Annotated in this window: 18 protein-coding genes; 3 read left to right on the forward strand and 15 right to left on the reverse strand. The window is 55.0% G+C overall.

Annotated elements, in window-relative coordinates:
- Nucleotides 1-25 precede the first annotated feature (25 nt).
- From AC1AY0_RS06260 to AC1AY0_RS06280, 5 genes are all read right to left on the reverse strand, one after another.
- Nucleotides 26-2,491, reverse strand: coding sequence for a cation-translocating P-type ATPase (locus tag AC1AY0_RS06260; protein WP_476526070.1), 2,466 nt, complete (start codon nt 2,489-2,491; stop codon nt 26-28).
- Between the two features lie 98 nt (nt 2,492-2,589).
- A complete protein-coding gene (locus AC1AY0_RS06265; protein WP_476523202.1) occupies nt 2,590-3,204 on the reverse strand; it encodes a type 1 periplasmic-binding domain-containing protein in 615 nt (204 codons plus the stop codon).
- 10 nt (nt 3,205-3,214) lie between these two features.
- Entirely contained in the window at nt 3,215-4,471 is a 1,257-nt protein-coding gene (locus AC1AY0_RS06270; protein WP_476523201.1) for a class I SAM-dependent RNA methyltransferase, read from the reverse strand.
- Nucleotides 4,461-5,231 (reverse strand): DUF3159 domain-containing protein, encoded by a 771-nt coding sequence (locus AC1AY0_RS06275; RefSeq protein ID WP_476523200.1) that lies wholly within the window; start codon nt 5,229-5,231, stop codon nt 4,461-4,463. The genes AC1AY0_RS06270 and AC1AY0_RS06275 overlap by 11 nt, the downstream gene beginning before the upstream one ends.
- A gap of 63 nt (nt 5,232-5,294) precedes the next feature.
- The gene (locus AC1AY0_RS06280) at nt 5,295-6,146 is read right to left on the reverse strand and encodes a DUF3710 domain-containing protein (RefSeq protein WP_476523199.1); all 852 of its coding nucleotides are present in this window, start codon (nt 6,144-6,146) and stop codon (nt 5,295-5,297) included.
- A gap of 139 nt (nt 6,147-6,285) precedes the next feature.
- Between AC1AY0_RS06280 and AC1AY0_RS06285 the strand changes: the two genes are divergently transcribed.
- The gene (locus AC1AY0_RS06285) at nt 6,286-7,146 is read left to right on the forward strand and encodes an exodeoxyribonuclease III (protein WP_476523319.1); all 861 of its coding nucleotides are present in this window, start codon (nt 6,286-6,288) and stop codon (nt 7,144-7,146) included.
- A gap of 217 nt (nt 7,147-7,363) precedes the next feature.
- On the opposite strand, the gene AC1AY0_RS06290 is transcribed toward AC1AY0_RS06285, so the two are convergent.
- From AC1AY0_RS06290 to xerA, 5 genes are all read right to left on the reverse strand, one after another.
- Entirely contained in the window at nt 7,364-9,379 is a 2,016-nt protein-coding gene (locus AC1AY0_RS06290; protein WP_476526072.1) for a dipeptide ABC transporter ATP-binding protein, read from the reverse strand.
- 22 nt (nt 9,380-9,401) lie between these two features.
- Nucleotides 9,402-10,406, reverse strand: a complete 1,005-nt coding sequence (locus AC1AY0_RS06295; protein WP_476523197.1) for an ABC transporter permease — start codon at nt 10,404-10,406, stop codon at nt 9,402-9,404.
- A 19-nt stretch (nt 10,407-10,425) separates the two neighbouring features.
- Entirely contained in the window at nt 10,426-11,352 is a 927-nt protein-coding gene (locus AC1AY0_RS06300) for an ABC transporter permease (protein WP_476523196.1), read from the reverse strand.
- 310 nt (nt 11,353-11,662) lie between these two features.
- Complete coding sequence (locus AC1AY0_RS06305; RefSeq protein ID WP_476526073.1) at nt 11,663-13,300, reverse strand: peptide ABC transporter substrate-binding protein; 1,638 nt, start codon at nt 13,298-13,300, stop codon at nt 11,663-11,665.
- A 250-nt stretch (nt 13,301-13,550) separates the two neighbouring features.
- Entirely contained in the window at nt 13,551-14,498 is a 948-nt protein-coding gene (gene xerA / locus AC1AY0_RS06310; RefSeq protein WP_476503719.1) for a site-specific tyrosine recombinase/integron integrase, read from the reverse strand.
- An 81-nt stretch (nt 14,499-14,579) separates the two neighbouring features.
- On the opposite strand from xerA, the gene AC1AY0_RS06315 reads away from it, so the two are divergent.
- Entirely contained in the window at nt 14,580-15,413 is an 834-nt protein-coding gene (locus AC1AY0_RS06315; RefSeq protein ID WP_476523194.1) for an ABC transporter ATP-binding protein, read from the forward strand.
- Nucleotides 15,410-18,331, forward strand: coding sequence for an ABC transporter permease (locus AC1AY0_RS06320; RefSeq protein WP_476526075.1), 2,922 nt, complete (start codon nt 15,410-15,412; stop codon nt 18,329-18,331). The genes AC1AY0_RS06315 and AC1AY0_RS06320 overlap by 4 nt, the downstream gene beginning before the upstream one ends.
- 60 nt (nt 18,332-18,391) lie before the next feature.
- Here the strand turns inward: AC1AY0_RS06320 and AC1AY0_RS06325 are convergent, their stop codons facing one another.
- From AC1AY0_RS06325 to typA, 5 genes are all read right to left on the reverse strand, one after another.
- Nucleotides 18,392-18,649, reverse strand: coding sequence for a DUF6725 family protein (locus AC1AY0_RS06325; RefSeq protein ID WP_476503722.1), 258 nt, complete (start codon nt 18,647-18,649; stop codon nt 18,392-18,394).
- A gap of 75 nt (nt 18,650-18,724) precedes the next feature.
- The gene (locus AC1AY0_RS06330; protein WP_476503723.1) at nt 18,725-19,726 is read right to left on the reverse strand and encodes a prephenate dehydrogenase; all 1,002 of its coding nucleotides are present in this window, start codon (nt 19,724-19,726) and stop codon (nt 18,725-18,727) included.
- A complete protein-coding gene (locus AC1AY0_RS06335) occupies nt 19,720-20,700 on the reverse strand; it encodes a prephenate dehydratase (protein ID WP_476503724.1) in 981 nt (326 codons plus the stop codon). The genes AC1AY0_RS06330 and AC1AY0_RS06335 overlap by 7 nt, the downstream gene beginning before the upstream one ends.
- A 299-nt stretch (nt 20,701-20,999) precedes the next feature.
- A complete protein-coding gene (locus AC1AY0_RS06340) occupies nt 21,000-21,431 on the reverse strand; it encodes an alcohol dehydrogenase (protein ID WP_476503725.1) in 432 nt (143 codons plus the stop codon).
- 70 nt (nt 21,432-21,501) lie between these two features.
- Nucleotides 21,502-23,427, reverse strand: a complete 1,926-nt coding sequence (gene typA, locus AC1AY0_RS06345; protein WP_476503726.1) for a translational GTPase TypA — start codon at nt 23,425-23,427, stop codon at nt 21,502-21,504.
- Nucleotides 23,428-23,557 lie beyond the last annotated feature (130 nt).

Below are 23,557 nucleotides of genomic sequence, written 5' to 3' on the forward strand. Positions count from 1 at the left end.
CTTCAAATAGTACGGGTACGTTACTTTACCTCTGGCGTGTCGGCTTAAAACGTGAGACAATGTGCAGCTTTTCTACCCCCAGGCACAGTGCAAAGATGACGGAGGCACCCACGAGAGCAATTGCTGTTGCAAGCAACGTAGTGCCTGTGGGAACTATCAACGCGAAGAAATTCGCAACGAAGGGAATGAACAGACCAATTACTCCAGCAGCTGCGAATACTGCAACCAGTACGCCGCGCCAACTGTTCAGGGGGCTTGCCACACGGGCGAGCACGAATACGCCCATCAGGAACAAAATAATGGCGCTGGTGGCACGCAGCGAGGATAAATCAGCATCATTGTTCACTACATCCCAGCCCATTACATTCGGCAGTACCCATGAAGCCAGCAGAACCGACAATGCCGTAGCGATGCCTCCAGGCAGTGCAAAAGCCACTACGCGCTTGAGGAAGCCTGGAATATAACGCCTGGTATTTGGCGCCAGCGCCAGAATGAATGCTGGCATGCCAATGGTGAGAGCACCGATGTAGGTAATGTGACGCGGCAGATATGGGTATGGGATTTGCGTTAGAACCACACCGAGCGAGATCAACGCGGAATACACGGTTTTGACAAGGAACAGACTGGCTACTCGCTCCATATTGGCCATGACTTGACGGCCTCGAGCCACCACATCCGGCAGATGCGAGAACTTCGAGTCAACCAGCACCACTTGGGCCACAGCCTTGGTGGCCGGCGCGGCATTGCCCATGGCAATACCGAGATCCGCTTCCTTGATAGCCAGTGCATCATTGACGCCGTCTCCGGTCATAGCCACCACGTGATGCTGCGTGTGTAGCGCCTGAACGATGGCCTTCTTCTGGTCAGGCAGTACTCGACCCAGCACATCAACATTGTTGAGTACTCGGGCCAGTTCGTTTATATCGTGAGGAAGTTCGCGTGCGTCCATGGCCACAGGCGTACGATCGCCAGTAAGTTTGACTTTTCGTGCAATCGCACCGACAGTGACCGGATTATCGCCGGAAATCACTCGGCAGCGCACGCCTTGTTCACGGAACCATGCCAGTGTTTGTTCGGCATCGGTTCGGATTTGTTCAGCGCACAGCACCAACGCCACAGGTTGAGCGTGAGAATCAAGGTTGGGATTATCAGCATTTAAAGCAGTGTTATCGGATCGGGCAATCATCAATACGCGATTACCGTCACTGGCGTACTGATTGACCTGGCTCAGCACATTCGAATAATCACCATCAAGTGCGGTGATCATGACTTCCGGAGCGCCCATAATCCAGGTTCCATGAGAGTTCGATATTGCACTCCATTTGCGCGCGGATGAGAATGGCACACGAATGTTGACTTGGCCTGGCGCATAGCCTTGGGCTGCCAGTCCAGTGAGCACAGCCTTACCAGTACCGTTGGGCTGTTCCTCATTACAACAGTCATACAACGCTTGGGCAGCTGTATGCTGGGCCTGCGCATCGGCAGAATCACTAAGCATAATGATTCGGTCGAATGCGATACTGCCATTGGTGATGGTGCCGGTTTTATCCAGGTTCAGTGCATCCACGCGAGCCAGTGTTTCCACTGATTCAAGTTCCTGCACCAATGTGTTATGCCGTGCCAGGCGCATAGCAGCCACAGCAAAGTTCAGTGAGGTCAGCAGCACGAGGCCTTCGGGAATCATGCCCACCACACCAGCTACGGCAGATACCACAGCTTGCCGCCATTCGCCGGTGGCAATTGCCGTGCTCCATCCGCCCACCGTGTGAATCTGCGAGAGAATCAGCAGTACGCACAATGGCACTACGAGGAAGGTCATGAATTTCAAAATCGTGTTGATTCCCTTGTTCAGGTCAGACACGGTTTTCTTATATACCTTGGCTTGCGCGGTGAGTGTAGCAGCATACGAGTGGCTGCCGACCGCATTGACTTTGACCAAGGCCATGCCGGAAACTGCAGTAGCCCCGGAATACACCTGCTCCCCCACTTTGTGGCGCACTGTGCGCGATTCACCGGTCAGCATGGATTCGTCAAGCTCCAAGCCCCAAGTTTCGATAATCTGTCCGTCAGCGGGAATCTGCTCGCCGGAGCGAATCCATAACAAATCATCGAGCACGATCGCATTATGGGAGACTTCGATATCCTTGCCATTGCGCCGCACCAGCACATCAGAAGCTACCAGAATAGACAGTTTATCCAGTACACGTTTGGCTCTGAGCTCAGTGACAATACCGATGCCGGTATTGATGATGATCACAAATCCGAATACCGAGTCTTTCCATGAGCCAGTGAGCAGTACCAACACCATTGCTGCGAAGATAATGCCGTTGAACAGTGTGAATACATTGGCTTGTACGATATCCTTCACCGAACGTGAGGTGGAGGTTTTCACCGCATTCGTCTGCCCTGATTGAATACGTTGCTGTACTTGTTCGTCGGTCAGTCCTTGTTGCGTAACAGTAGGCATGTGAACGGTCGCGGTTGCACTCATGCTCACCAGACTAGCGCGAATTGCCGTATTATTCGCCTTATTTCAGGGATGATTCAGGGTGCTGATTGCACGACGGCAGATATAGCAGCTATTGACAGCTATGAAACCGTGGACACCACAATGGATTTGTTATGCGGTTCGTCACGAATAATGCTCACTACGGCATTGTTGATCGCTACGGCATTGGCATCTTGATCGTTGACGGTTAACGTTGCCGCATACAGTAAATCATCTTTAGGTACGGACTGAGGATTAAGCAAAGCTACGGGAATACCAGCTTCGCGCGCATTGGTGAGCGTTTCATGCCATGCTTCACGATTGCTGTCAGTAACGTTGATGCCACTAATCACAACCAAATCCACCGCTCGCGTTACAAAATCATCAACCGCTTGCTGAGCAGTGGCCTCCGACATCCGGGTTTGTGCATCTTGTGCAGAAGGTGAGTCTTGCTGCTGACCCGACTCGGTCGAATCCAACGACGCATAAAAGACGCTGATATCAGCGTCGGCAAGCGCATCAATAGCCAACTTATCCGCGGCGGAATCGTTTGAACCGACTAATCCGATGGACATATCCGAGATATGAATCGAATCATGGGTAAGCGAGGTTGCCTCGTCTTGCGTATCTCCTACGGCATGGCCTACCGGAGTACAGGCGGTTAACGATAATACGGCAGCCGCACAGATAATAATGCTTCCAATCCGGTGACTCATGGTTTGCATATTAGCGTGTGAACAATGCCACTGTTTCCACATGGTGAGTCATCGGGTAGATGTCGAATGCACGAATATCCTTCAGCTGGTAGCCTTCCGCAACCAAGGTAGCTGTGTCACGAGCAAGACTGGTGGGATCACAAGCGATATACACCACGTGCGCAGCACCGGATGCTGCGATTTGACGGCACACCTTGGCCTTGGCTCCAGCACGTGGCGGGTCAAGCACCACAACATCTGGTTGAGCGAGATCAGCAGGCACGTGATTCAGCGTGCGAGATACATCGCCGATACGAGCATCCACATTGGTCACATTCATGGCTTTGAGGTTACGCTGCGCATTCTTCACTGCAGTGGGAGCGCCCTCCACACTGAACATGGCAGTGTGCTCACCAGTCAATGTAGCCAAAGGCAGTGTGAACAGACCTGAACCGGAGTACAAATCCCAAATCACCGGATCATTCTTGCCCTGAAGCTGATTATTGACCAAATCAATCACGTGGGAAACAAGCGCAATCGGTGCCTTGCGATGCATCTGCCAGAAGCCGCCAGCATCCACATGGTAGGTGAACATTGTGCCGTGTACCGGCACTTGCTCCGTGAGCAGCTGTTGGCCTGAACGCAGTTCGCCATCGACCAGTACAGCGTAATCGTCCGGCAGCGGAGCTTCTCCACGAGGCTCAGGCACAGAGAGACGAATCTGGGAGCCGGGAGTAAATCCTCCATCCCACACATGTTCGCGTTCGGCGATGTCCAGCAATGCTTTGCTCGCCAAAGGCATGGTATCGATAGGAACACGGATGTGTGTACCACGACGGCGCATGGATGGTTTGCCGTTATCGTCCGCAATCATTTCGATGCGGGTACGCCAATGAAGTCCGCCGAGTTCCTCATCGCCTGGCATGCGGTTAATGGGTACAGCCACATCGATATGGCCGAGTCGGCTCATCTGTTCGGAAACAGTGATGGCTTTCCACTTGAGTTGGCCATGCAGTGAAACGTGGACCAGATCCGCGCCTCCTACTCCCCCGCCCATGGCCAGGGGGCCAGCAAGAGGCCATGCCGGAGCAACGCGGTCTTCGGACGGCTCAAGAACTTCAATAACCTCGCCAGTCCAGAACCGGTCATCCCTATCATGAGGCTCATCAAGTTCGATGCGCACCAGTTCGCCGGGCAAAGCAAAGCGAACGAATACCACGCGGCCATCGATATGGGCCACGCAGCGGCCTTGGTCGGCGTATCGTTCGATGCGGACTTCAGCTTGCATCGTCATCCTTTCCCGGTTGGCTGGGCTTCAGTTCGTTATCGGATTCGTTTGCGCTGCGCTCTGATTGAGTGCTTTTCGCTGCGGCCTTATGCCTGTGCATTGGAGTGGCGATAATCAGATAGCTTACCCAGATGGCCAGCGCCCAGAAGGGGATGCCCATAAGCAGTCTGGTAACACCAAGGGCTGCCACATGATCAGTGAGATACAGAGGAACTTGTACCAGAAGTCGCAGTACAAACAATCCAGTCCACAATCCGGTAATGATCATATAGGCGCGCTTCAGAGCCGCATCCCTCATCCAATCATCAAACCATGCTTTGAAATGCTCAGTAGGCAGACTGCGAATGAATTCCACGACCAAACCGAGGCCAGGTACGCGGGCGATAAGGGAAACAGTGAGCAGTACCGCGTACACAGCATTGGTAATGAAGCCAAAAATGTAATAATTACGCGCTTCATGCGTCTGCCATGCCCAAATCAGGCAAATACCAACGGCAACCAAACCGGAAACTGCACCCATCACCGACTGCCGCTGAATCAGTCGCACAATCACCTGCACAACCGCAAGTACAGCGGATACAGCGATGGTGAGATTCAGATTGCTGGTGGCCACGAACAGCACGACAAACACCACGCCCGGAAGCATGGATTCAATAACGCCGCGTGGACCGCCAATAGCATCAATAACGGAAAAATCCGCATCGGTATTGCCGGCATCAGCTAATGCGGATAGGCCAGTACGTTTCTTCTGCTCAGACATAAATCATTTTCCCCGCTCCTGTCAGGGCAAAACCACTGACAGGAGCGGAATACTGGAATGGTATTAGCGAACTTCGGAGAACATCGGACCGCGAGCCAACGTGGTCTTCACCTCGGTGGTCTGATCCTGGCTCAGCGGACCCTTCGGCTTGTTATCCGGAATGTCCTTGAAGTGTTCTTTGCCTTCAGCACCCTCAGCTTCGGCGGCGGCCTTAGCGGCCTTGCGCTCAGCCGGAGCGACTGGCGGATGCATCGGGATAAGATCGCGCGGAGCCAGCGGTTCCTCGCCACGCTCCACCACAATATCGGCAAAGAACTTATTCAGAGCGCGAGTCTCAGGGCTGTCTGGATCAACAGCAGCCTTGCCAGAGAAGATGCCACGAAGCATCCATCGCGGACCGTCAACACCAACGATACGAGTGTTCACTGTCTTGCCGCCCTTGACGTTAACCGGCAGCTTCAGTTCAGTGCCGAATACGCCTTCAGTTTCAGAAGCGGCCTTATTGGCTTCCAGCAAATCAGCGCGCACATCATCCCACAGGCCCATGGTCTTCGGAGCAGCAAATGCTTCGATTTCCAGGCTGGACGCACCATAAGTGATCGTGGAGCCCAGCACCTGCTGAGTGGCACGGCTGGCCTTGATACGCAATTCGATGCCCTGCAGGAACGGCAGATAGTAAGCGCCAAGATCAAGATAATCATCGTAGTCCGGAACATCATCGTCGTTCACGTCCCACGGACCGCGTTCTTCGCCACGGCCTTCGTATTCATTGGAGGGCTCAGCCAGCACAGTCTCAGCGCTTTCCGCTTTAGCGGCAGCATTAGCAGCCTCAGCAGCCACCTTGTCTTCATCGACGGTTTCGACCGGCTCAGCTTCCTTCTTGTCCTTCTTCTTACCGAATCCGAACAGTCCCATAATTCCTCGTTTCATGTAACGGTTGCAACCCTGACAAGACTAGCACCCCACCTCAAAGAAATCTGTATGTTGGTGCCATCCACGTGTGGCATGTGCCGTAAGCGAGCAATTAGTAGACCTGCATGAATACTATGGCCGCATGACCATCACCATCACTACTTCCAATGTCAATGGTTTGCGCGCGGCTGACCGCAAAGGCATCACCACGTGGGCGGGCAAACACACCCCGAACATCTGGTGCATGCAGGAGGTGCGCGCACCTCAGCCGGATATCGACAAGATTTTCAGCAAATTTGCTTTTGAATATGCTGGAGCTGGAGCGATTGATTCAGCTGAAGAATTTACGCTCACGAATGAAATTTGCAGAGTCAAGGGCCGCGCAGGCGTGGCGCTGCTGTCTGATTTGCCGGTAATCGAACAGCGTTATGGTTTGCCGGGATTGAATGACAATGTCGATTCCGGACGGTGGATTGAAACGGACGTCCGCACTCCTCAAGGCTATGTCATCACGGTAGTGTGCGTGTACGTGCACGCTGGCAATACTGATGATCCGTTGAAGATGGAACAGAAATATCGTTTTCTGGATACGATGCTTGTTCGCATGGGTCAATTGCGCGATGAAGCGGCGCATGGCGGAAAGCAGGCGGTATTATGCGGTGATTTCAATATTGCGCATACGCCGTTGGATATTAAGAACGCGAAAGCGAATGAGAAGCATGCCGGCTTCCTGCCGGAGGAACGTGCGTACGTGGACAAGTGGCTTGGCGAATATGAATTCGTTGATGTGATGCGCAATTTGGCCGGTGATATTCAGGGTCCGTACACATGGTGGAGTCAGCGTGGACGTGCCTTTGACAATAATGTCGGCTGGCGCCTTGATTATCAGTTCGCTACACCTGAGCTCGCCGAAACCGCACGCGGATTTGTTATCGACAAAGCCCCCACCTACGACCTCCGCTGGTCCGATCACGCTCCACTAACCATTACGTACGACGTATGATCGTAACATGCGCATATAGCAGAGGCTCCCTCTGACGAGGGAGCTGTCGAGCGTGAGCGAGACTGAGGGAGAGAAGCCGAGGCGAGCCATCGCCGGAAAAATAGAATCGGCCACAGGCCGATGCCTTTTCCTGGCGGCTACGCCGCACTTCTCTCCCTCAGTCAGCTTCGCTGACAGCTCCCTCATCAGAGGGAGCCAGTCAAACGACTTTATGAAATCAGTCCAGGCCGAGCTTGAGCTTGCCGCCGGGGATGGCGTCGAGCAGGTCTCGGGTGTACTGCTTCTGCGGGTGGTCGAACACCTCATCGGTGGTGGCGTGTTCGACGAGCTTGCCGTGCTGCATCACCACGACTTCGTCTGCGATCTGACGAACCACAGCCAAATCGTGGGTAATGAACAGATAGCTCAGACCCTTTTCGGCCTGCAGATCGTTGAGCAGGTGCAGCACCTGATCCTGAACCAGCACATCGAGAGCGGAGACGGCTTCGTCGCAGACGATGACATCCGGGTCGAGAGCCATAGCGCGTGCGATGGCGATACGCTGACGCTGGCCACCGGAAAGCTCGTTCGGGTAACGGCCCATTACCGACTGCGGCATTTCCACCATGTCAAGCAGTTCCTTGACACGGTTGGCACGCCACTTGGCATCGCCAATCTTGTGGATACGCAGCGGTTCTTCGATGGAACGGTAGATGGAGTACATCGGATCCAGGGATCCGTACGGGTTCTGGAACACCGGCTGCACATGGCGGCGGAAGTCCAGCAAATCCTTGGCGTTGAAAGTCGAAGTGTCGCGGCCTTCGTAGAACACCTTGCCGGAGGTGGGCTGCAGCAGGTGAAGCACCATGTTTGCCACGGTGGACTTACCGGAACCGGATTCGCCCACGATGGCCAGAGTGGTGCCGCGCTTGACGGAGAAGGACACGTCATCGACGGCCTTGAACATTTCCTTCTTGCGCGGAAGCTTGAACTCCTTGGTCAGGTGGTCGACGGTGATGATGTGCTCGCTCTTTTCGAGCTCGTTCTCATCAGCCACCTTATGGTCCAGCAGAGCGTCGGCGTTCTCGCCACGCTCCTTGGCGGAGATGATGCGCTGAGAAGCCAGAGACGGAGCTGCAGCCACCAGTCGCTTGGTGTACGGGTGCTGCGGGTGCTGAAGCACTTCCAGAGACGGGCCGGATTCAACAACCTGACCCTTGTACATCACGACGATGTGTTGGGCGCGCTCAGCTGCGAGGCCCAGATCGTGGGTGATGAACAGCACTGCGGTGCCGAGAGAGTCGGTCAGGTAGTGCAGGTGGTCGAGGATGCGCTTCTGCACGGTCACGTCCAGTGCGGAGGTCGGCTCGTCGGCGATGAGCAGGTCAGGGCGGCAAGCCAGACCAATGGCGATCAGCGCACGCTGACGCATACCACCGGAGAACTCGTGCGGGTACTGGCGCGCACGAGTTGCGGCATCTGGCAGACCAGCTTCGGAAAGTAGGCCTGCAATACGATCGTCCATGCTGGAACCGGTGACGTACTTCTTGGCCAGGTACCATGCCTGATCGTCAGAAACGCCAGCCTTAATCAGATCATCGGCCACACGCCAACGGGTTTCAGAACCCGGAACCCATTCGCTTTCAAAACGTGCCACGGCCTTGTCGAAGGCTTCACCGGTCACGCCGGCTTCAGTCAAAGCCTTCTTGGCATCATCCATCAGAGCGGGCAGATCCTTGGAACCAAGGAAGGTCTCATCATCGTTGCCCTTGAGTTCCACGGCTGCGTCTTCGCCGGCCAGAGCCTTGGCGAGGGCGGAGCGCTTCTCGTGGGCCACGTCCATGTTGTTGGCCTTCAGGGCTTCCTTGACCTGGGTGCCGATACGCCACACCGGGTTCAGGTTGCTCATCGGGTCCTGCGGGACCAGACCCATCTTTGTGCCGCGCAGCTTGTCGAATTCGGACTGCTTGGCACCGGCGATCTCCTGACCGTCGAGCTTGATGGAACCACCGACCACATGACCGGTGCCCGGCAGCAAACCGAGCACAGCCATAGCGGAGGTGGACTTGCCGGAACCGGATTCACCCACGATGGCCACCCACTGGCCTGGGTAAACGGTGAAGGAGGAGTTACGCACGGCGTGCACCGGCTTGCCAGTGTCCGTGGTGAAGTCGACGGCGAGATCCTTGACTTCGAGCAGAGGACCATGCTCTTTCTGCATGGCCAGCATCTGTGCGTTGGAGTTGGTAGTCATAATTATTCCTCTACTCCCTTGCTCAGGCCGTACGGCTCTTCGGGTCAAGGGCATCCTTGACGGCGTCACCCATCATGATGAATGCGAGCACGGTGATAGCCAGTGCGGCAGACGGATAGAACAGCACGAGCGGATCGGTCTGCAGGTTGGTCTGGGCGCTGGAGATATCGCCGCCCCAGCTCACGGTGGTGGTGGGCAGGCCCACACCAAGGAAGCTCAGCGTTGCTTCGGCCACAATGTAGGAAGCCAGAGACGTGGTACCGATGACGATGATCGGGGCCAAGGAGTTCGGCAGGATGTGGCGGAACAGGTTGCGCATAGGCGTGGAACCCAAAGCAGTGGAAGCGGTATTGAATTCAAGATTCTTAGCTTCGAGCACTGCACTTCGAGCAATACGGCATACGCCGACCCAGCCAAAGAGCGTCAGCACGAACACAATCTTCCAAATGGACTTGGAAGTCTTGAACATCTGCAGCACGACGATAGCGCCAAGCAGCATAGGCAGTGCGAAGAAGATATCAGTGATACGGCTCAGCACGGCGTCAATCCAACCGCCGCAGAAGCCCGCGATAGCACCGATCAAGGTACCGAGAGCCACCACCAGCAGTGTAGACAGCACGCCTACGGACAGGGAGGTTCGGGTGCCGTACACCACGCGGGTGTACACATCGCAGCCTTGCAGGTCGTAACCAAACGGATGACCATCAGAAGCCGGGCTCAACGAGTTCGCCAAATCGCAAGCATTCGGATCCTGCTTAGTGAACAGACCCGGGGCAAGAGCCACCACAATGATGAAGATGATCAGCAGGCCAGAGATGATGAACAGCGGGTTGCGGCGCAGGGTTCGCCATGCGTCAGCCCACATGCTGGTGGCCGGAGCGGACTCATCCACGGAGTCCACGTCCTGCAACGGGGTTTCATCAATCGGAGCCACGTAGCGATCCTGGCCGGGAAGCGTCTCCATGAAGTAATCAGGAGTCGGCTCGCCGGAGTTGTCGAGCTGGTTGTCAAGATTTTCGTTAGTCATGTTGTTCACTCCTCTCCTATCACGCGTAGCGAATGCGCGGATCGAGGGCCGCGTACAGCAGGTCAACGACGAGGTTGCACACCACGAAGATCAGCATGAGCAACGTAACGATGGACACCACGAGGTTGGCTTCACCCTTCAGAATGGACTGGTAGGTGAGGAAGCCGATGCCGTGGATGTTGAAGATCTGTTCGGTGATCATTGCGCCACCCATCAAAGCACCAATATCCTGGCCCAAGTAGGTGACGACCGGGATCAGGGAGTTGCGCAGTACGTGGCGCAGCATCACCTGTCCGTTGGACATGCCCTTGGCGCGTGCAGTGCGCACGTAATCCTCAGCGATGTTGGAGGAGATTTCAGCACGGGTCAATCGGATGATATATGCCATTGACACTGAGCCAAGCACCATAGCCGGCATCAGCAAATCAAGGAAGGTCGGATCGGCACCTGCGGTTACCGGCAAAATGGACCACTGGATGCCGAGCAGGTACTGCAGCACGAAGCCGGTGACGAAGGTCGGCACGGAGATAAGCAGCAGGGAGACGATCAGGATAACCGTGTCGTACCACTTGCCCTTCTTGAGGCCGGAGATGATACCGAAGACCACGCCGAAAATCGCCTCAAAGACGAATGCCATCAGGCCAAGCTTGATTGTGACCGGGAAGGCACGGCCGATCTCATCGATAACAGGCTGGCCGGCGAAGGTGTTGCCGAAGTCGAGGGTCAACGCGTTCTTCAGATAGATGAAGTACTGAACAATGAACGGCTGATCGAGATGGTACTCTGCGCGGATCTGGGCTGCGACAGCTTCATTAATCGGCTTATCACCAAACATAGCCTTGACGGGATCGCCAGGCAGCAGGAAGACAAGCGCGTACACCAAAAGCGTCGTGCCGAGAACCACGGGGATCATCTGCAGAATACGTCGCAGAAGATACTTACCCATACGGTTGCTCCTTATTCCATGACCGGCTTCTGAGGGTATGCGTTGCCCTTGCCGGTCGGCAAATACGTCGATAGTTTACCGCATGCCTTGACGGCGGTATGTAAACTCACGTTAACTCGCCCGATTATTGGACGTAATCACTCCTCTTGACTCCCCTTGTCAGGGGAGCTGGCGGCGAAGCCGTCTGAGGGGTAGTCCTGGCTCAGCATGGCGTGATTCCACCGAAACAGGTACAAAAAGGGGCGGGGATCATACGATCCTCGCCCCTTGAATTACCGAACTATGTGCTCGATGTCAGGTGAGTTTCAACTCACTTCTTGGACATTGCAGCGTAGGTCGGGAGGTTCTGCCAATCGAAGGCGTAGCCGGACTTGATGTTCAGGGAAGCCACACCGTTAGCGTTGGAGTAGTACAGCGGGATAGCCGGCAGATCCTTGAGGAGGATCTCCTGAGCCTGCTGGTACAGCTTGTTGGCGTCATCGGTGGTCTTGGCAGCAGCAGCCTGCAGGCACAGGTTGTCGAAGTCAGGGTTCTTGTAATCGCCATCGTTGGAGCCCTTGCCATCAGCAGCAGCGGTGGAGTACAGCTGCCACAGGTAGTTCTCAGCGGACGGGTAATCAGGCTGCCAGCCGGTACGGAAGGCGCCGGTCATCTGACGGTTGGTCACAGCGTCGCGGAATTCCTGGAAGGTCGGAATCGGGTTGGTGGAAGCATCGATGCCGAGGTTGTTCTTCAGCTGGTTCACGACAGCGTCGTAAATCGGCTTAGCGCCACCATCAGCGTTGTAGGAGAAGGTCAGCGGGCCATCGTACTTGGAGATGGCATCGGCCTTGGCCCACAGTTCCTTAGCCTTCTTGGCGTTGAACTTCAGGTTGTCGGCACCGTTCAGGGAGTCGGAGTAGCCCGGGGTCTTCGGGGAGGTGAAGTCAGTAGCGGCGGTTGCGTTGCCGTTCAGCACCTTGTCGATGATCTGGTCGCGGTCGATAGCCATAGAGATGGCCTGACGACGAAGCTGGCCTTCTTCGTCGTTCTTGAAGTGGTCAAGGGTGGACGGAATGGTGAAGGTCTGGATGACGGAGCCGGCCTCGGAGTAAGCCTGGACCTTCTTGTCGGTCTTGAAGGTCTTGGTGAAGGCGGCCGGGACGGATTCCATCACGTCGAGGTTGCCAGCCTGGATGTCGCGGTAAGCGGCGGAGTCATCGGTGTAGACCTTGAAGGTCACGCCGTCGTTCTTGACTTCCTCGTTGCCCTTGTAGTCAGGGTTCTTCACGAGGGCGATTTCCTTGTTGTGATCCCAGTGGTCCAGCTTGTACGGGCCGTTGCCGACCGGCTTCTGGCCAAAGGCCTTCGGATCCTTGTAGAAGGACTCCGGCAGCGGAGCGAAGGCCAGGTAGCCGACCTTAATCGGGAACACGGAATCGGACTGGTTCAGGTCAACGGTGAAGGTGGTGTCGTCCACAACCTTCAGGCCGGAGAGCTGCTCAGTGCCCTTGAGGCCGTCAGCCTGCAGCTCGTCGTAACCCTTGATGGTGGAGAAGAAGGAGGAAGCCTTCTGAGCGTTCTTGGCGTTGGCAGCGTAGGACCAAGCCTTGGTGAAGGACTCAGCGGTGACCGGGGTGCCATCGGTGAACTTCCAGCCGGACTTCAGCTTGATGGTGTACTGGGTAGCGTCATCGTTCGGGGTAATGGACTCAGCCACTTCGTTGGAAGCCTTGCCATCCTTGTCGAAGGAGACCAGACGGGAGAACAGCAGATCGCCCGGCTTGCCGCCACCAGTTTCGTTGGTGTTGGACGGAATCAGCGGGTTCTGAGGCTCGGAGTTGTAAGCGGTGATGATGTTAGCGCCGGCAGTATCGGAGGCGGTGTTGGAGCTGGAGCCGCCGCAGGCGCTCAGCAGCATAGCCATGGAGCAAGCCACGGCAGCGAAAGCAAGAGCTTTCTTCTTCATATGTTTTCTCCTATTCATAAGGTCGCAGGGCCGAAGCCCCACTTTCACGCGAACGGGGCTGGCTACCAGCGGCGCGTTGTGCGCGCCTGCCGGCAAACCAACCCCGTTGCTGATTGATTGCATTGTCTCGCACTTTGGAGACAAGAAGCAAATTCCATGTTACGTATATGTTAAATCGATGGCCTTTCAAAGGCTATCTTCAGCCTGAACACAGCTTCATTGGGTAGTGTCCACATTTTGGTCAGATCGGTTATGCTCGAGGGAAGGCCTGCACATATCGGGTCTTCAGCTGTTCAATGGAAACATGCGTGTACCGCTGCGTGGTTTTCAGCGAGGCATGACCAAGCAATTCCTGAACTTCTCTCAGGTCGGCTCCCCCATCCAGCATGTGTGTAGCCGCCGAGTGGCGCAACGCATGCGGGCTAATGTCCGGAACTCCGGCTTCTTGCGCTGCCTTATGCACTACGTCGCGAGCCACACGTTGATTCAGTCGTCCACCGCGAGCGCCAAGGAATAGCGCATCCGCTGAATTCAGGTTTTCGAGTTTGGCTCGCCCTTCCGCCAGCCAGATTTCAAGAGCCCGCATTGCCGGAGCTCCGAAAGGCACCACGCGCTGTTTGTTGCCTTTGCCGGTGACTTTGATAGTGCGATTGGCGAAATCCACGTCATGAATATTCAGTGCTATCAACTCCGCAATACGAATACCCGTGGCGTAGAGCAATTCAAGAATCGCCGTATTGCGCTGGGTTTCGGCACGCATGCGCACTTCAAGCCCGGTTTCGTTATTGTTGGGGTCAGCATCATCGGCACTGGCATCGTCAGCATCCGCCTGATCCATGAGTTGCTCGGCTTGTACCTCGGTAAGCACCGATGGCAGCGTGTTGGGAATGGAAGGGGTCAGCAATGTGGCCGCCTGATTGGTGCGCATTATTCCATGTTCATATCCCCAAGAGAAAAACCCGCGTACGGCCACGGTTTTGCGCGCCATACTGCTTCTTGCATGATTACGCGATTCCGAAGCCATCCAGCTGCGTAAATCATCGAGGGTTATCTCATTAAGATCACTTACCCCGCGGCGTACGAATAAGGCTAAACATGATTCGATATCACTGCGATACGCTTTCAGCGTATTTGCCGAAAGTCCTTTATTCGCTTTCAAGTGATTGATAAAGGCGTCAATATGCTGTTCGAAATGCATGCTGGCGAACGCCTCCCTTATGCTGAAATCACTCGTTGGATAAACTATAGAGCGTAGTCCAACGAAATGGATTGGGGCATTATGGCACGGCACAGCGCGCGCGGCAGGAAGAACGTCATCGATCAGCAGGATCATGTTGTAGCCAGGGCAATCGACCTTACTAAAATCTACGGTGATTCCGACAATCAGGTCGTGGCATTGGACCATGTCAATGTGGAATTTGAGCGCGGCCGCATGACTGCGATTATGGGCCCCTCCGGTTCTGGTAAGTCCACGTTAATGCATTGCATGGCAGGTCTTGATCAACCGACCAGCGGCAAAGTGATTGTTGAGGGGCTTGAAGTCTCCTCAATGAATCAAAAGCAATTAACCAATTTGCGGCGTGACCAGATTGGTTTCATCTTCCAGTCCTTTAATCTGGTTCCTACGCTCAGTGCCGAGGAGAATATTCTGCTCCCCTTGCAGATTGCTAAGAAGCCTATTGATCGCGCATGGTTCAAACAGGTGGTCAAAGTGGTGGGTCTGGAGCAACGTCTCGACCATCGCCCAAGCCAGCTTTCCGGCGGCCAACAGCAGCGCGTAGCGTGTGCCCGCGCTATGATGGCACGCCCATCCGTAATTTTCGCCGACGAGCCCACCGGCAATTTGGATTCACGATCCAGCCGTGAAGTATTGGGATTCCTCAAACAGTCCGTGCATGAATACGGCCAATCGATTGTGATGGTTACTCATGATCCGCGGGCCGCCTCCTACGCCGACCGCGTGCTTGTTCTTGCGGACGGCCATATTACGCAGGATCTGCATAATCCCACCTATGAGCGCATTCTTGAAGTATTCGCAGATGACTCCGACACCGGCGATACCGCTGATACTGCTGACGTTGCAGGCACCGCAATGCAGGAGTCCCGCGCATGATAACCATCGGATTGCGCGACGCCCGCGCTCATTTTGGGCGTTTTGTCATGTCCATCATCGCCATTGCATTAGGCGTAAGTTTCGTAGTCGGATCATTCTGCTTCCGAGAAATGATGAACAATCAGGTCGATCAGATGATGGCCTCGAATTCCGACGCCGACGTCTATGTGCGCGGCAACAAGGAGCAGAAAGACGCCACATCCACAACTGTTGGTGCGTCTTCCGATTCTGGTTCCGGTTCGACTTCTAGCTCGGATTCTACGTCAGCAGAGTCGAAGAACTACAATCGCATCGATATTGATCTGATAGACACCATCAACGGCGTTACAGGCGTGGATACCGCCGAGGCCGTGTATGAGGTGAATGGCCTGGTGTTGGTGGGCAAAGACGACAATGCCGTCTCCACCACAGGCGGTATGACCATTGGTATGGGATTGACGAAAGGCACCTGGCGCTCGGCTACGCTCACACAGGGGCGCTGGGCCAAAGCCAAAGACGAGATCACGTTGCACACGTTCGCAGCCGAAAGCGCCGATCTCAAAGTCGGCGACACCACGAAAATCGTGTATCCGGATGGTCCAGTGGATGTGCATGTGGTCGGCATCTTTTCTACTGCTTCTTCTCAGGCCGGCGCCATCATCATTGGCCTCAATCCAGATACTGCAAAAGAATATTTTCAGCAGCAGTCCGGGCAGGTAGGCACGGCCCGGTATCTGACCGTATATGGCTCGGCTGCAGACGGCCAGCCATTGAACATAGCGCAGCAACAGACGCTGGCCGATAGCATCAATGCCGCATTGCCGCACGATGCGCATGCGGTGGCAGTGACCGGCCAAAGCGTGCGCGATGATAATGCTGCCAGCACCAAGAAAGCATTGGGCTTTATTCAACCACTGATTCTTATTTTCGCGATTATCGCTTTGTTCGTGGGCTCGTTCATTATTACGAACACGTTCTCGATGATTGTGCGCGAATCGATGCGCGGGTATGCTCTGCTGCGCTCTATCGGCGCCTCCCCTATCCAAGTGTTCATCACGGTAGCCGTACAGGCCGTTCTGCTGGGTTTGGTCGGCTCCGGCATTGGCATAGGATTGGGCTGGCTCATGGTCAAAGGCATTGTGGCTCTGATGGCCCACATGGGCACGCCGATGACAGGCGCGGTGGATCCAAGCATTTCCGATATGCTGATTGGCTTAATCGTAGGCGTTCTGGTCACATTCGTTGGCGCTTCGTTGCCGGCTCGACGCGCGGCTACGGCACCGCCGATTCAGGCGATGAACGAAACAGTCAACCCGGAGAAACCAGTCTGGCCACGCGGCATTATCGGCACGGTGATGATTGTCTTGGGCTCCTTGGCGTGGTTGTTATGCTGGCATATCGCTTGGGCTAATGATGCTGATGTTGCCGTGTCTCCTTGGAGCTGGTTCAACGATGGAGTCAAATCCCTTGGCACCGGTTGGCCTTTGGGCATAGGCGCAGGCTTGGTGGTCATTGGTGTGATCGTGCTGGCCCCTGCTGTGGTAACCCCTACGAGTGCCGTGCTCGGTTGGATTCCCACGCATCTGTTCACAGTCACTGGCAGACTCGCCACACGCAATCTTTCACGCAGCAAACGCCGCACTGCGAACACTGCGGCTGCATTATTCGTCGGCGTGGCCATCGTCAGTTGCCTGAGTGTGATAGCTGCCTCAGCGAAGGCGTCGGTGGCCGGCATTGTGGATTCAGGTCTTCAGTTCGATTTTTCTGCCATGTCAGTCTCCAGTGGGCAGATCCCGGATGACGCGATAACTGCGATTAAGAAGACCAAGGGCGTGGGCACAGTGTCTCAAAGCCGGATGATTATGAACGTGACCTATGGTTCCGGCGATGATGCAACTACGGCGATGACGTTTGCGGAGCAGCCTTCCCTGTTCACGAAAGTGTTCGCCCCTGTGACCAATTCAGGCGACGCGAATAAAGCATTGCGAAATGGCGAATTGGTGGTCGGCCTACAGGTGGCGAAAGACAATGGTTGGAAGGTAGGAGACACGGTCAAAGTCAACGGGCACCAGGTGGTGGTCGATGAAGAAGCCACGAGCAAAGCCCAAGCCGATTACCAAGCACAGGTCAAGGCAAATATCGACGGTCTTACCGCCGAGGCCCAGCAACTGTTGGCTTCAGGCGACACAGCGGGAGCTCAGGCAAAATCCGCTGAGGCGCAGAAGGCTGCCGAGGATGCGAAGAACGTCAATCCAGCGACTTTGGTGAAAACCAAGACCGAAACTACGCACGTCACGATGACAATCGGCGCCATCATCGAGAATTCCATTTATCGCTCAATGGTGTTGATGAACGATGATGCTGCAGGTAAGGTCGCGAACCAGTACACGATGTTCACCATCATGTTGTTCATTAATGCGAAGCACGGCACTGATGTCAACACTCTGAAAACACGACTGATTAAGGCTGTACAACCCTATTATGTGGTGAATGTGCAGGATCGAGACGAATTCAAATCCACGATGAGTTCGATGGTCGATCAGATTCTGCTGGTGCTGTATGCTCTGCTGGCACTATCGATTGTGATTGCAATCTTCGGCATCGTGAACACACTGGCTTTGTCCGTCTCCGAACGCACCAAGGAAATCGGCTTGCTCCGAGCCATCGGCACGTCGCGTGCACAAGTACGTGGCATGCTCGGCATAGAAGCGTCGATTATTGCAGTATTCGGCACCATGCTAGGCATGGTAGTCGGCGTGGTAGCAGGCATGGTTATCCGTGCTGTATATGAGGCCAATGGTCTATCGGCACTGAGTATTCCATGGAATCAGCTAGGCATATTCCTAGTACTTTCGATTCTGGTGGGACTTATTGCGTCTGTATCCCCTGCCTCACGCGCATTGAAGCAGCCTGTACTTGATGCAGTGGCGTCTGAATAGCCGCTGCATTGCACATTGCGCGCCTCGACCCTGATTGGTTCCCGCTTATTAGGGGCCTTATTAGGGGCGAGGCGTGTTCTTCGGGCGTTCAGGAACCGGCTTCAATGTGGCGATTTGTTCCTGATGAATGGTCACGTTCTGAGCTGGGCGAGATCCGTTGGCGGCAGGATCTCGCACCATCTCCAGCGTGTATCCATCCCATGAGGTCACATGCCCCACATAATCGCGGAATTTCATACGCCCATCTTCTGGATCTATGCCATCCGTGATGCGGACTACTACACGAGCTCCTACTGGAATATGTCTTGGCAACGTCATCGTTGATCATCCCCTATCTGTATGAACCACACCGTCATGTGAGTGCCGATGCGTTACATAGACAAGATTACGCCTTTATATTGCTGGGCGGAGTGCCACAATCGCTTGGCGTGGATTAATAAATCCAGTGATGGCTTCGCCTCGGCGAGCAGAGAACAGTAATGTTTGCTGCCAACCAGACTGCGGCACTTCAAGCTCACGATGTTCAAAGTTATCAGTGTTCGCCAGCGCGGCTTTATAGCGGCGGAATGGGTCTCCCTCTTTGAAGAATGTGGCCAATGCCTGAGCATCGTGCGCATGTAATTGATCGGCGACAGCGGTTAGTCGCGCTGCCATACGACGCAACAATATCTCAACGTTCAGGTCGTCTTCTTCCACCATCGCTTTTGTGCGATCCGGATCCGTTAACGCCACGCGCGTCATATCACGCCAGCATCCAGCAGCCAGTGCTGCGGCAATATTACGGTCAGGATTAGAGGACAACTCATTAATCAGCGCTGTGGAAACCACATGAGGCATATGCGAAATCATCGCAGCGCCTTTGTCATGAGTCTCATCATCAAGCACAATGAGACGATTGCCCACAGCATGAGTAATCATTGAAGCCACATCGTAGAAACGGCGGTATTCCGTGTTCTCGTCCACGGTTACAGCCCACAATGCATCATCGTAAAGATGAGGATCAGCAGCCTGCCAGCCAGACAGCTCATTGCCGGCCATTGGATGAGCGCCCACATACCACTCCCCCAAGCCTGCTGCCTTGACTTGATCGCGAACCATGCCTTTCACCGAGCCAACATCGGTGAGCGTAGTGTGAGGGAGACCCGCCAACAATGGCTTCAATTCGGCAAGAATAGCGGGCATTGCTTTCAACGGATTGCACAACACCACTACATCCGGCTCAGCACTCATCAGCTCTGCAAGCGTGCTCTTGCAATAAATGCCATCAGCTTCAGCCTGAGCATACGGATGCGGACGGTGGTTCCATGCCACTACTCGTACGCCTCGCTGTGCCAGCCTTCTGGCCAAAGATCCACCGATAAGGCCAAGTCCCACAATGCCAACTGTGTCTACCACAACAGTTCCTTTCTTACGCTCTCAGTGTGCTGCCAGCCTTCCGGCACATGATGTTCATCGATATGGATGCCTCCCTCGGGCAACATCCACGCATCCACCGGCGGATTCGGACGCTCGCGGCGAGGATAAACCGCCAATGTTTTAATCCAATCACCATGCTCGGCAATCTCCTCTAATACGGTATGGAACCGTTCCTCCCAAGGAGCTGCATCAAGTGTGGCGATGAAGCTATACGTGCCGGCATGGCCTTTGATAGGACGGGAAATAAAGCTCGTCATATTGAGCCCAGCATCACGCAACACATCAAGCAAATTGGCCAACACACCTGGGCCGGTGGCCAATGGAATAAACGTGATAATGGTCTCGAAATCACTGGCATCACCATGTTGAGCGCGCGCGTTCAGCTCTTGTACTACATCACGTGGCGCGATAACCAGAAATTCCGTGCGGGCACCCTCGAAATCTTGCACATGTTCACCAAGCACATCAAGGTTATACAGTGTTCCGCAAATGCTAGGACCAAGAGCCACTTGCCCAGGCTGCAGGTCACGGCAAGCGGCGGCATTGGATGAGGCGGGCTTGGGCTTGAGTTGATGCTTGGCAATAAAGCGCGTGCACTGGGCAAGGCCATGTGGATGAGCGCTCACCGGCTGGCCTGTGCAATCATAGATTGCGTGGCCGCGCACAGTAAAAGCGTTAAACGCTACATCTACACTGACTCGAGCGAAACCAGCTACGTCAGTTGAGTCAATCAGCGCGTCAAGATTGGGAACTACATAGCCTTCCACATTGTTTTCCCACGCAATAACACCCCATCCTTGCCTGGATTGCACAGCGTTCATGATTGATCGCACATCAGGCAGCGGCTGCAGATCAAAATCCGCTAACGGAGCGAACTGCTCGGCAGCTGTCATCGCTGCCTGATGAGTGAAGGTGCCTTCAGGGCCAAGATAATAGAGTTGTATGCGCGCCATAACGCTCTATCGTAGCTGGTCTACCGCTGTTTCTGCGCAGCAATCCCAGGAAAGTGGCGCTCCGTGCACTCTGGCACTGCGCATTCCGAGGAATGCGTCGGAAACATACCAAATTCACGTCCTTTTGCGACGCATTTCCCGGAATGCAGTGTTTTAACGCTTCTACGCGACGCATTTCCCGGAATGTTGCGGAGAACGCGGCAAATTCGTACTGTCTGCGACATATTCCGCTAAATGCGTCGCTATAGGCACTCGCAGACGACGCATTTCGGGAAATGCGTCACAAAAGCAGGACCATATCAGTGCTTCTGCGGGATAGCAAACCAGCGGGAAGGCAGTATCAGCATCACTACTTGCACTAGAACCAGTCCATAAAGCCAAATGTATCCGGCATGTTGGGTGAAATATGGCATGTCACCCTGGAATCCTGCCACGATTAGTGCCTTGCCACTGGTAGTAGTCAGAGCCAATCCCCATGCTGCCATGGAAGATACGATGAGATGCAGCGCTAACCCGACAACTCCCAAACGGGCGCGTGCACACCATGTGGAGAGAATAATCAGGGCAAAGGCCAACACCAATCCATACGGGATATTCATGTCCGCACCCATACGGTGCGCGAAGGTTCCCACAAAAGCGGAAAGCGCACCGGCCAAAACCGTAATCAGTGATCTGACCAACGTGTTCTGTCTATGCGACCAAGGTGTCTGTTTGCTACCGTTCATGTCCATGTCTTCCACCGTATAAGTTCGGCTCCCCTCAATACGAGGAGAGCCGATACGATTAGTCAGAATAATCAGACTACTTAGTTTGATTATTCTGACGACGCTGCTTAGCGCGCCACTTGTACCAATCTTCGCGACCGAGGATAATCTTGCGCACGCGGATGGACTCCGGGGTCACTTCCACGCACTCGTCCTCGTTAGCGAAGTCCAGGGACTCTTCGAGACTCATCTTGATCGGCGGGGTCAGGGTTTCCAGCACATCTGCGGTGGAGGAACGCATGTTGGTCATGTGCTTGGCCAGCGTGATGTTCACATCGAGCTCGTCGGGCTTATTGTTCACGCCCACAACCTGGCCTTCGTACACCGGAGACTGCGGTTCGACGAAGAAGTTGCCACGAGCCTGCAGACGCTGCATAGCGTACGGCGTAGCGACACCCTTACGGTCGGAAACCATCGAACCGTTCTGGCGAGTCACGATCTGACCAGCCCACGGAGCGTAACCAGCGGAAAGGGAGGAAGCAATACCAGTGCCACGGGTTGCAGACAGCAGAGCGGTACGGAAACCGATCAAACCACGGGACGGCACGGTGAACTGCAAACGAACCCAACCGGAACCATGGTTCGACATGCTGTCCATGCGGCCCTTACGGTCAGCCATGAGCTGAGTAACCGTACCCATGTATTCTTCAGGCACGTCAATGGTGGTGCTTTCCATTGGCTCATTAATCACGCCGTCAATCTTCTTGGTGACCACCTGCGGACGGCCGACGGTCAGCTCGTAGCCTTCACGACGCATCTGCTCGGCCAGCACAGCCAGTGCCAGCTCGCCACGACCCTGAACTTCCCATGCGTCAGGACGATCAGTCGGCAGCACCTTGATGGACACGTTACCGATGAGCTCACGGTCCAGACGGTCCTTGATCATGCGAGCGGTGAGCTTGTGATCCTTGCCTTCAGTGCCAGCCAGCGGGGAATCGTTCACGCCGAAGGTCATGGAGATGGCCGGATCATCAACGTGAATCAACGGCAGCGGCTTCGGATCGTTGGGGTCAACGATGGTTTCGCCAATCATAATGTCGTTCACTCCTGCAACTGCCACGATGTCGCCAGGGCCAGCGGAGGCCACGGGGGTACGCTCAAGACCCTGGGTGCGCAGCAGCTCTGCGACGCGGAAGTTTTCAATGGAGCCATCCACACGGCTCAGACCGTAGGTCTTGCCCTTTTCAAGGGTGCCGTTGTAGATACGAACCAGACCGAGTCGGCCGAGGAAGTCGGAGGAATCGATGTTGGCCACGTGTGCCTGGAGCGGTGCTCCTTCTTCGTATTCCGGAGCTGGAATGTACTTGATGATGTCTTCGAACAGCGGCTCGAGGTTGTCGTTGTCCGGCAGAGCACCGTTCTCTGGCTGGTTGGTGGATGCGTAGCCGGCCTTGGCAGCGCAGTAGACAACCGGCAGGTCGAGCAGGTGATCGAGATCAAGATCGATACCCTCTTCAACAACGTCCTGAGCCAAGCCCAGCAGCAGGTCGGTGGATTCGCTGACCACTTCTTCGATACGGGCGTCCGGACGATCCACCTTGTTCACGCACAGGATAACCGGCAGCTTGGCTTCCAGAGCCTTGCGCAGCACGAAACGGGTCTGCGGCAGCGGGCCTTCGGATGCGTCCACGAGCAGCACAACGCCGTCGACCATGGAGATACCGCGTTCGACCTCGCCACCGAAGTCGGCGTGGCCTGGGGTATCGATGATGTTCAGGGTGATGCCGTCCGGGTGGCCATACTTGGCAGCTAGCGGACCGGTGTATTCCACGGCAGTGTTCTTGGCAAGAATGGTGATGCCCTTCTCACGTTCGAGATCGTTGGAGTCCATCACACGATCCGGGACTTCCTCACGCTCGTTGAACACATGGGACTGCTGAAGCATGGCATTGACCAGCGTGGTCTTGCCGTGGTCGACGTGAGCCACAATCGCCACATTACGGATATCTCCACGAACCGCCATCGAAACCTCTCTTAATACTGATTCTTTTGCGTAATCGTTCGGTACTTGCGTACTGGTTGTACTTGTTATTGGGTTATTACCTGTACTTACACACAAACCGGCACAAGCATACCGGCATGGTTTGACCGCT

The sequence above is a fragment of the Bifidobacterium sp. LH_416 genome (genome assembly GCF_056357055.1).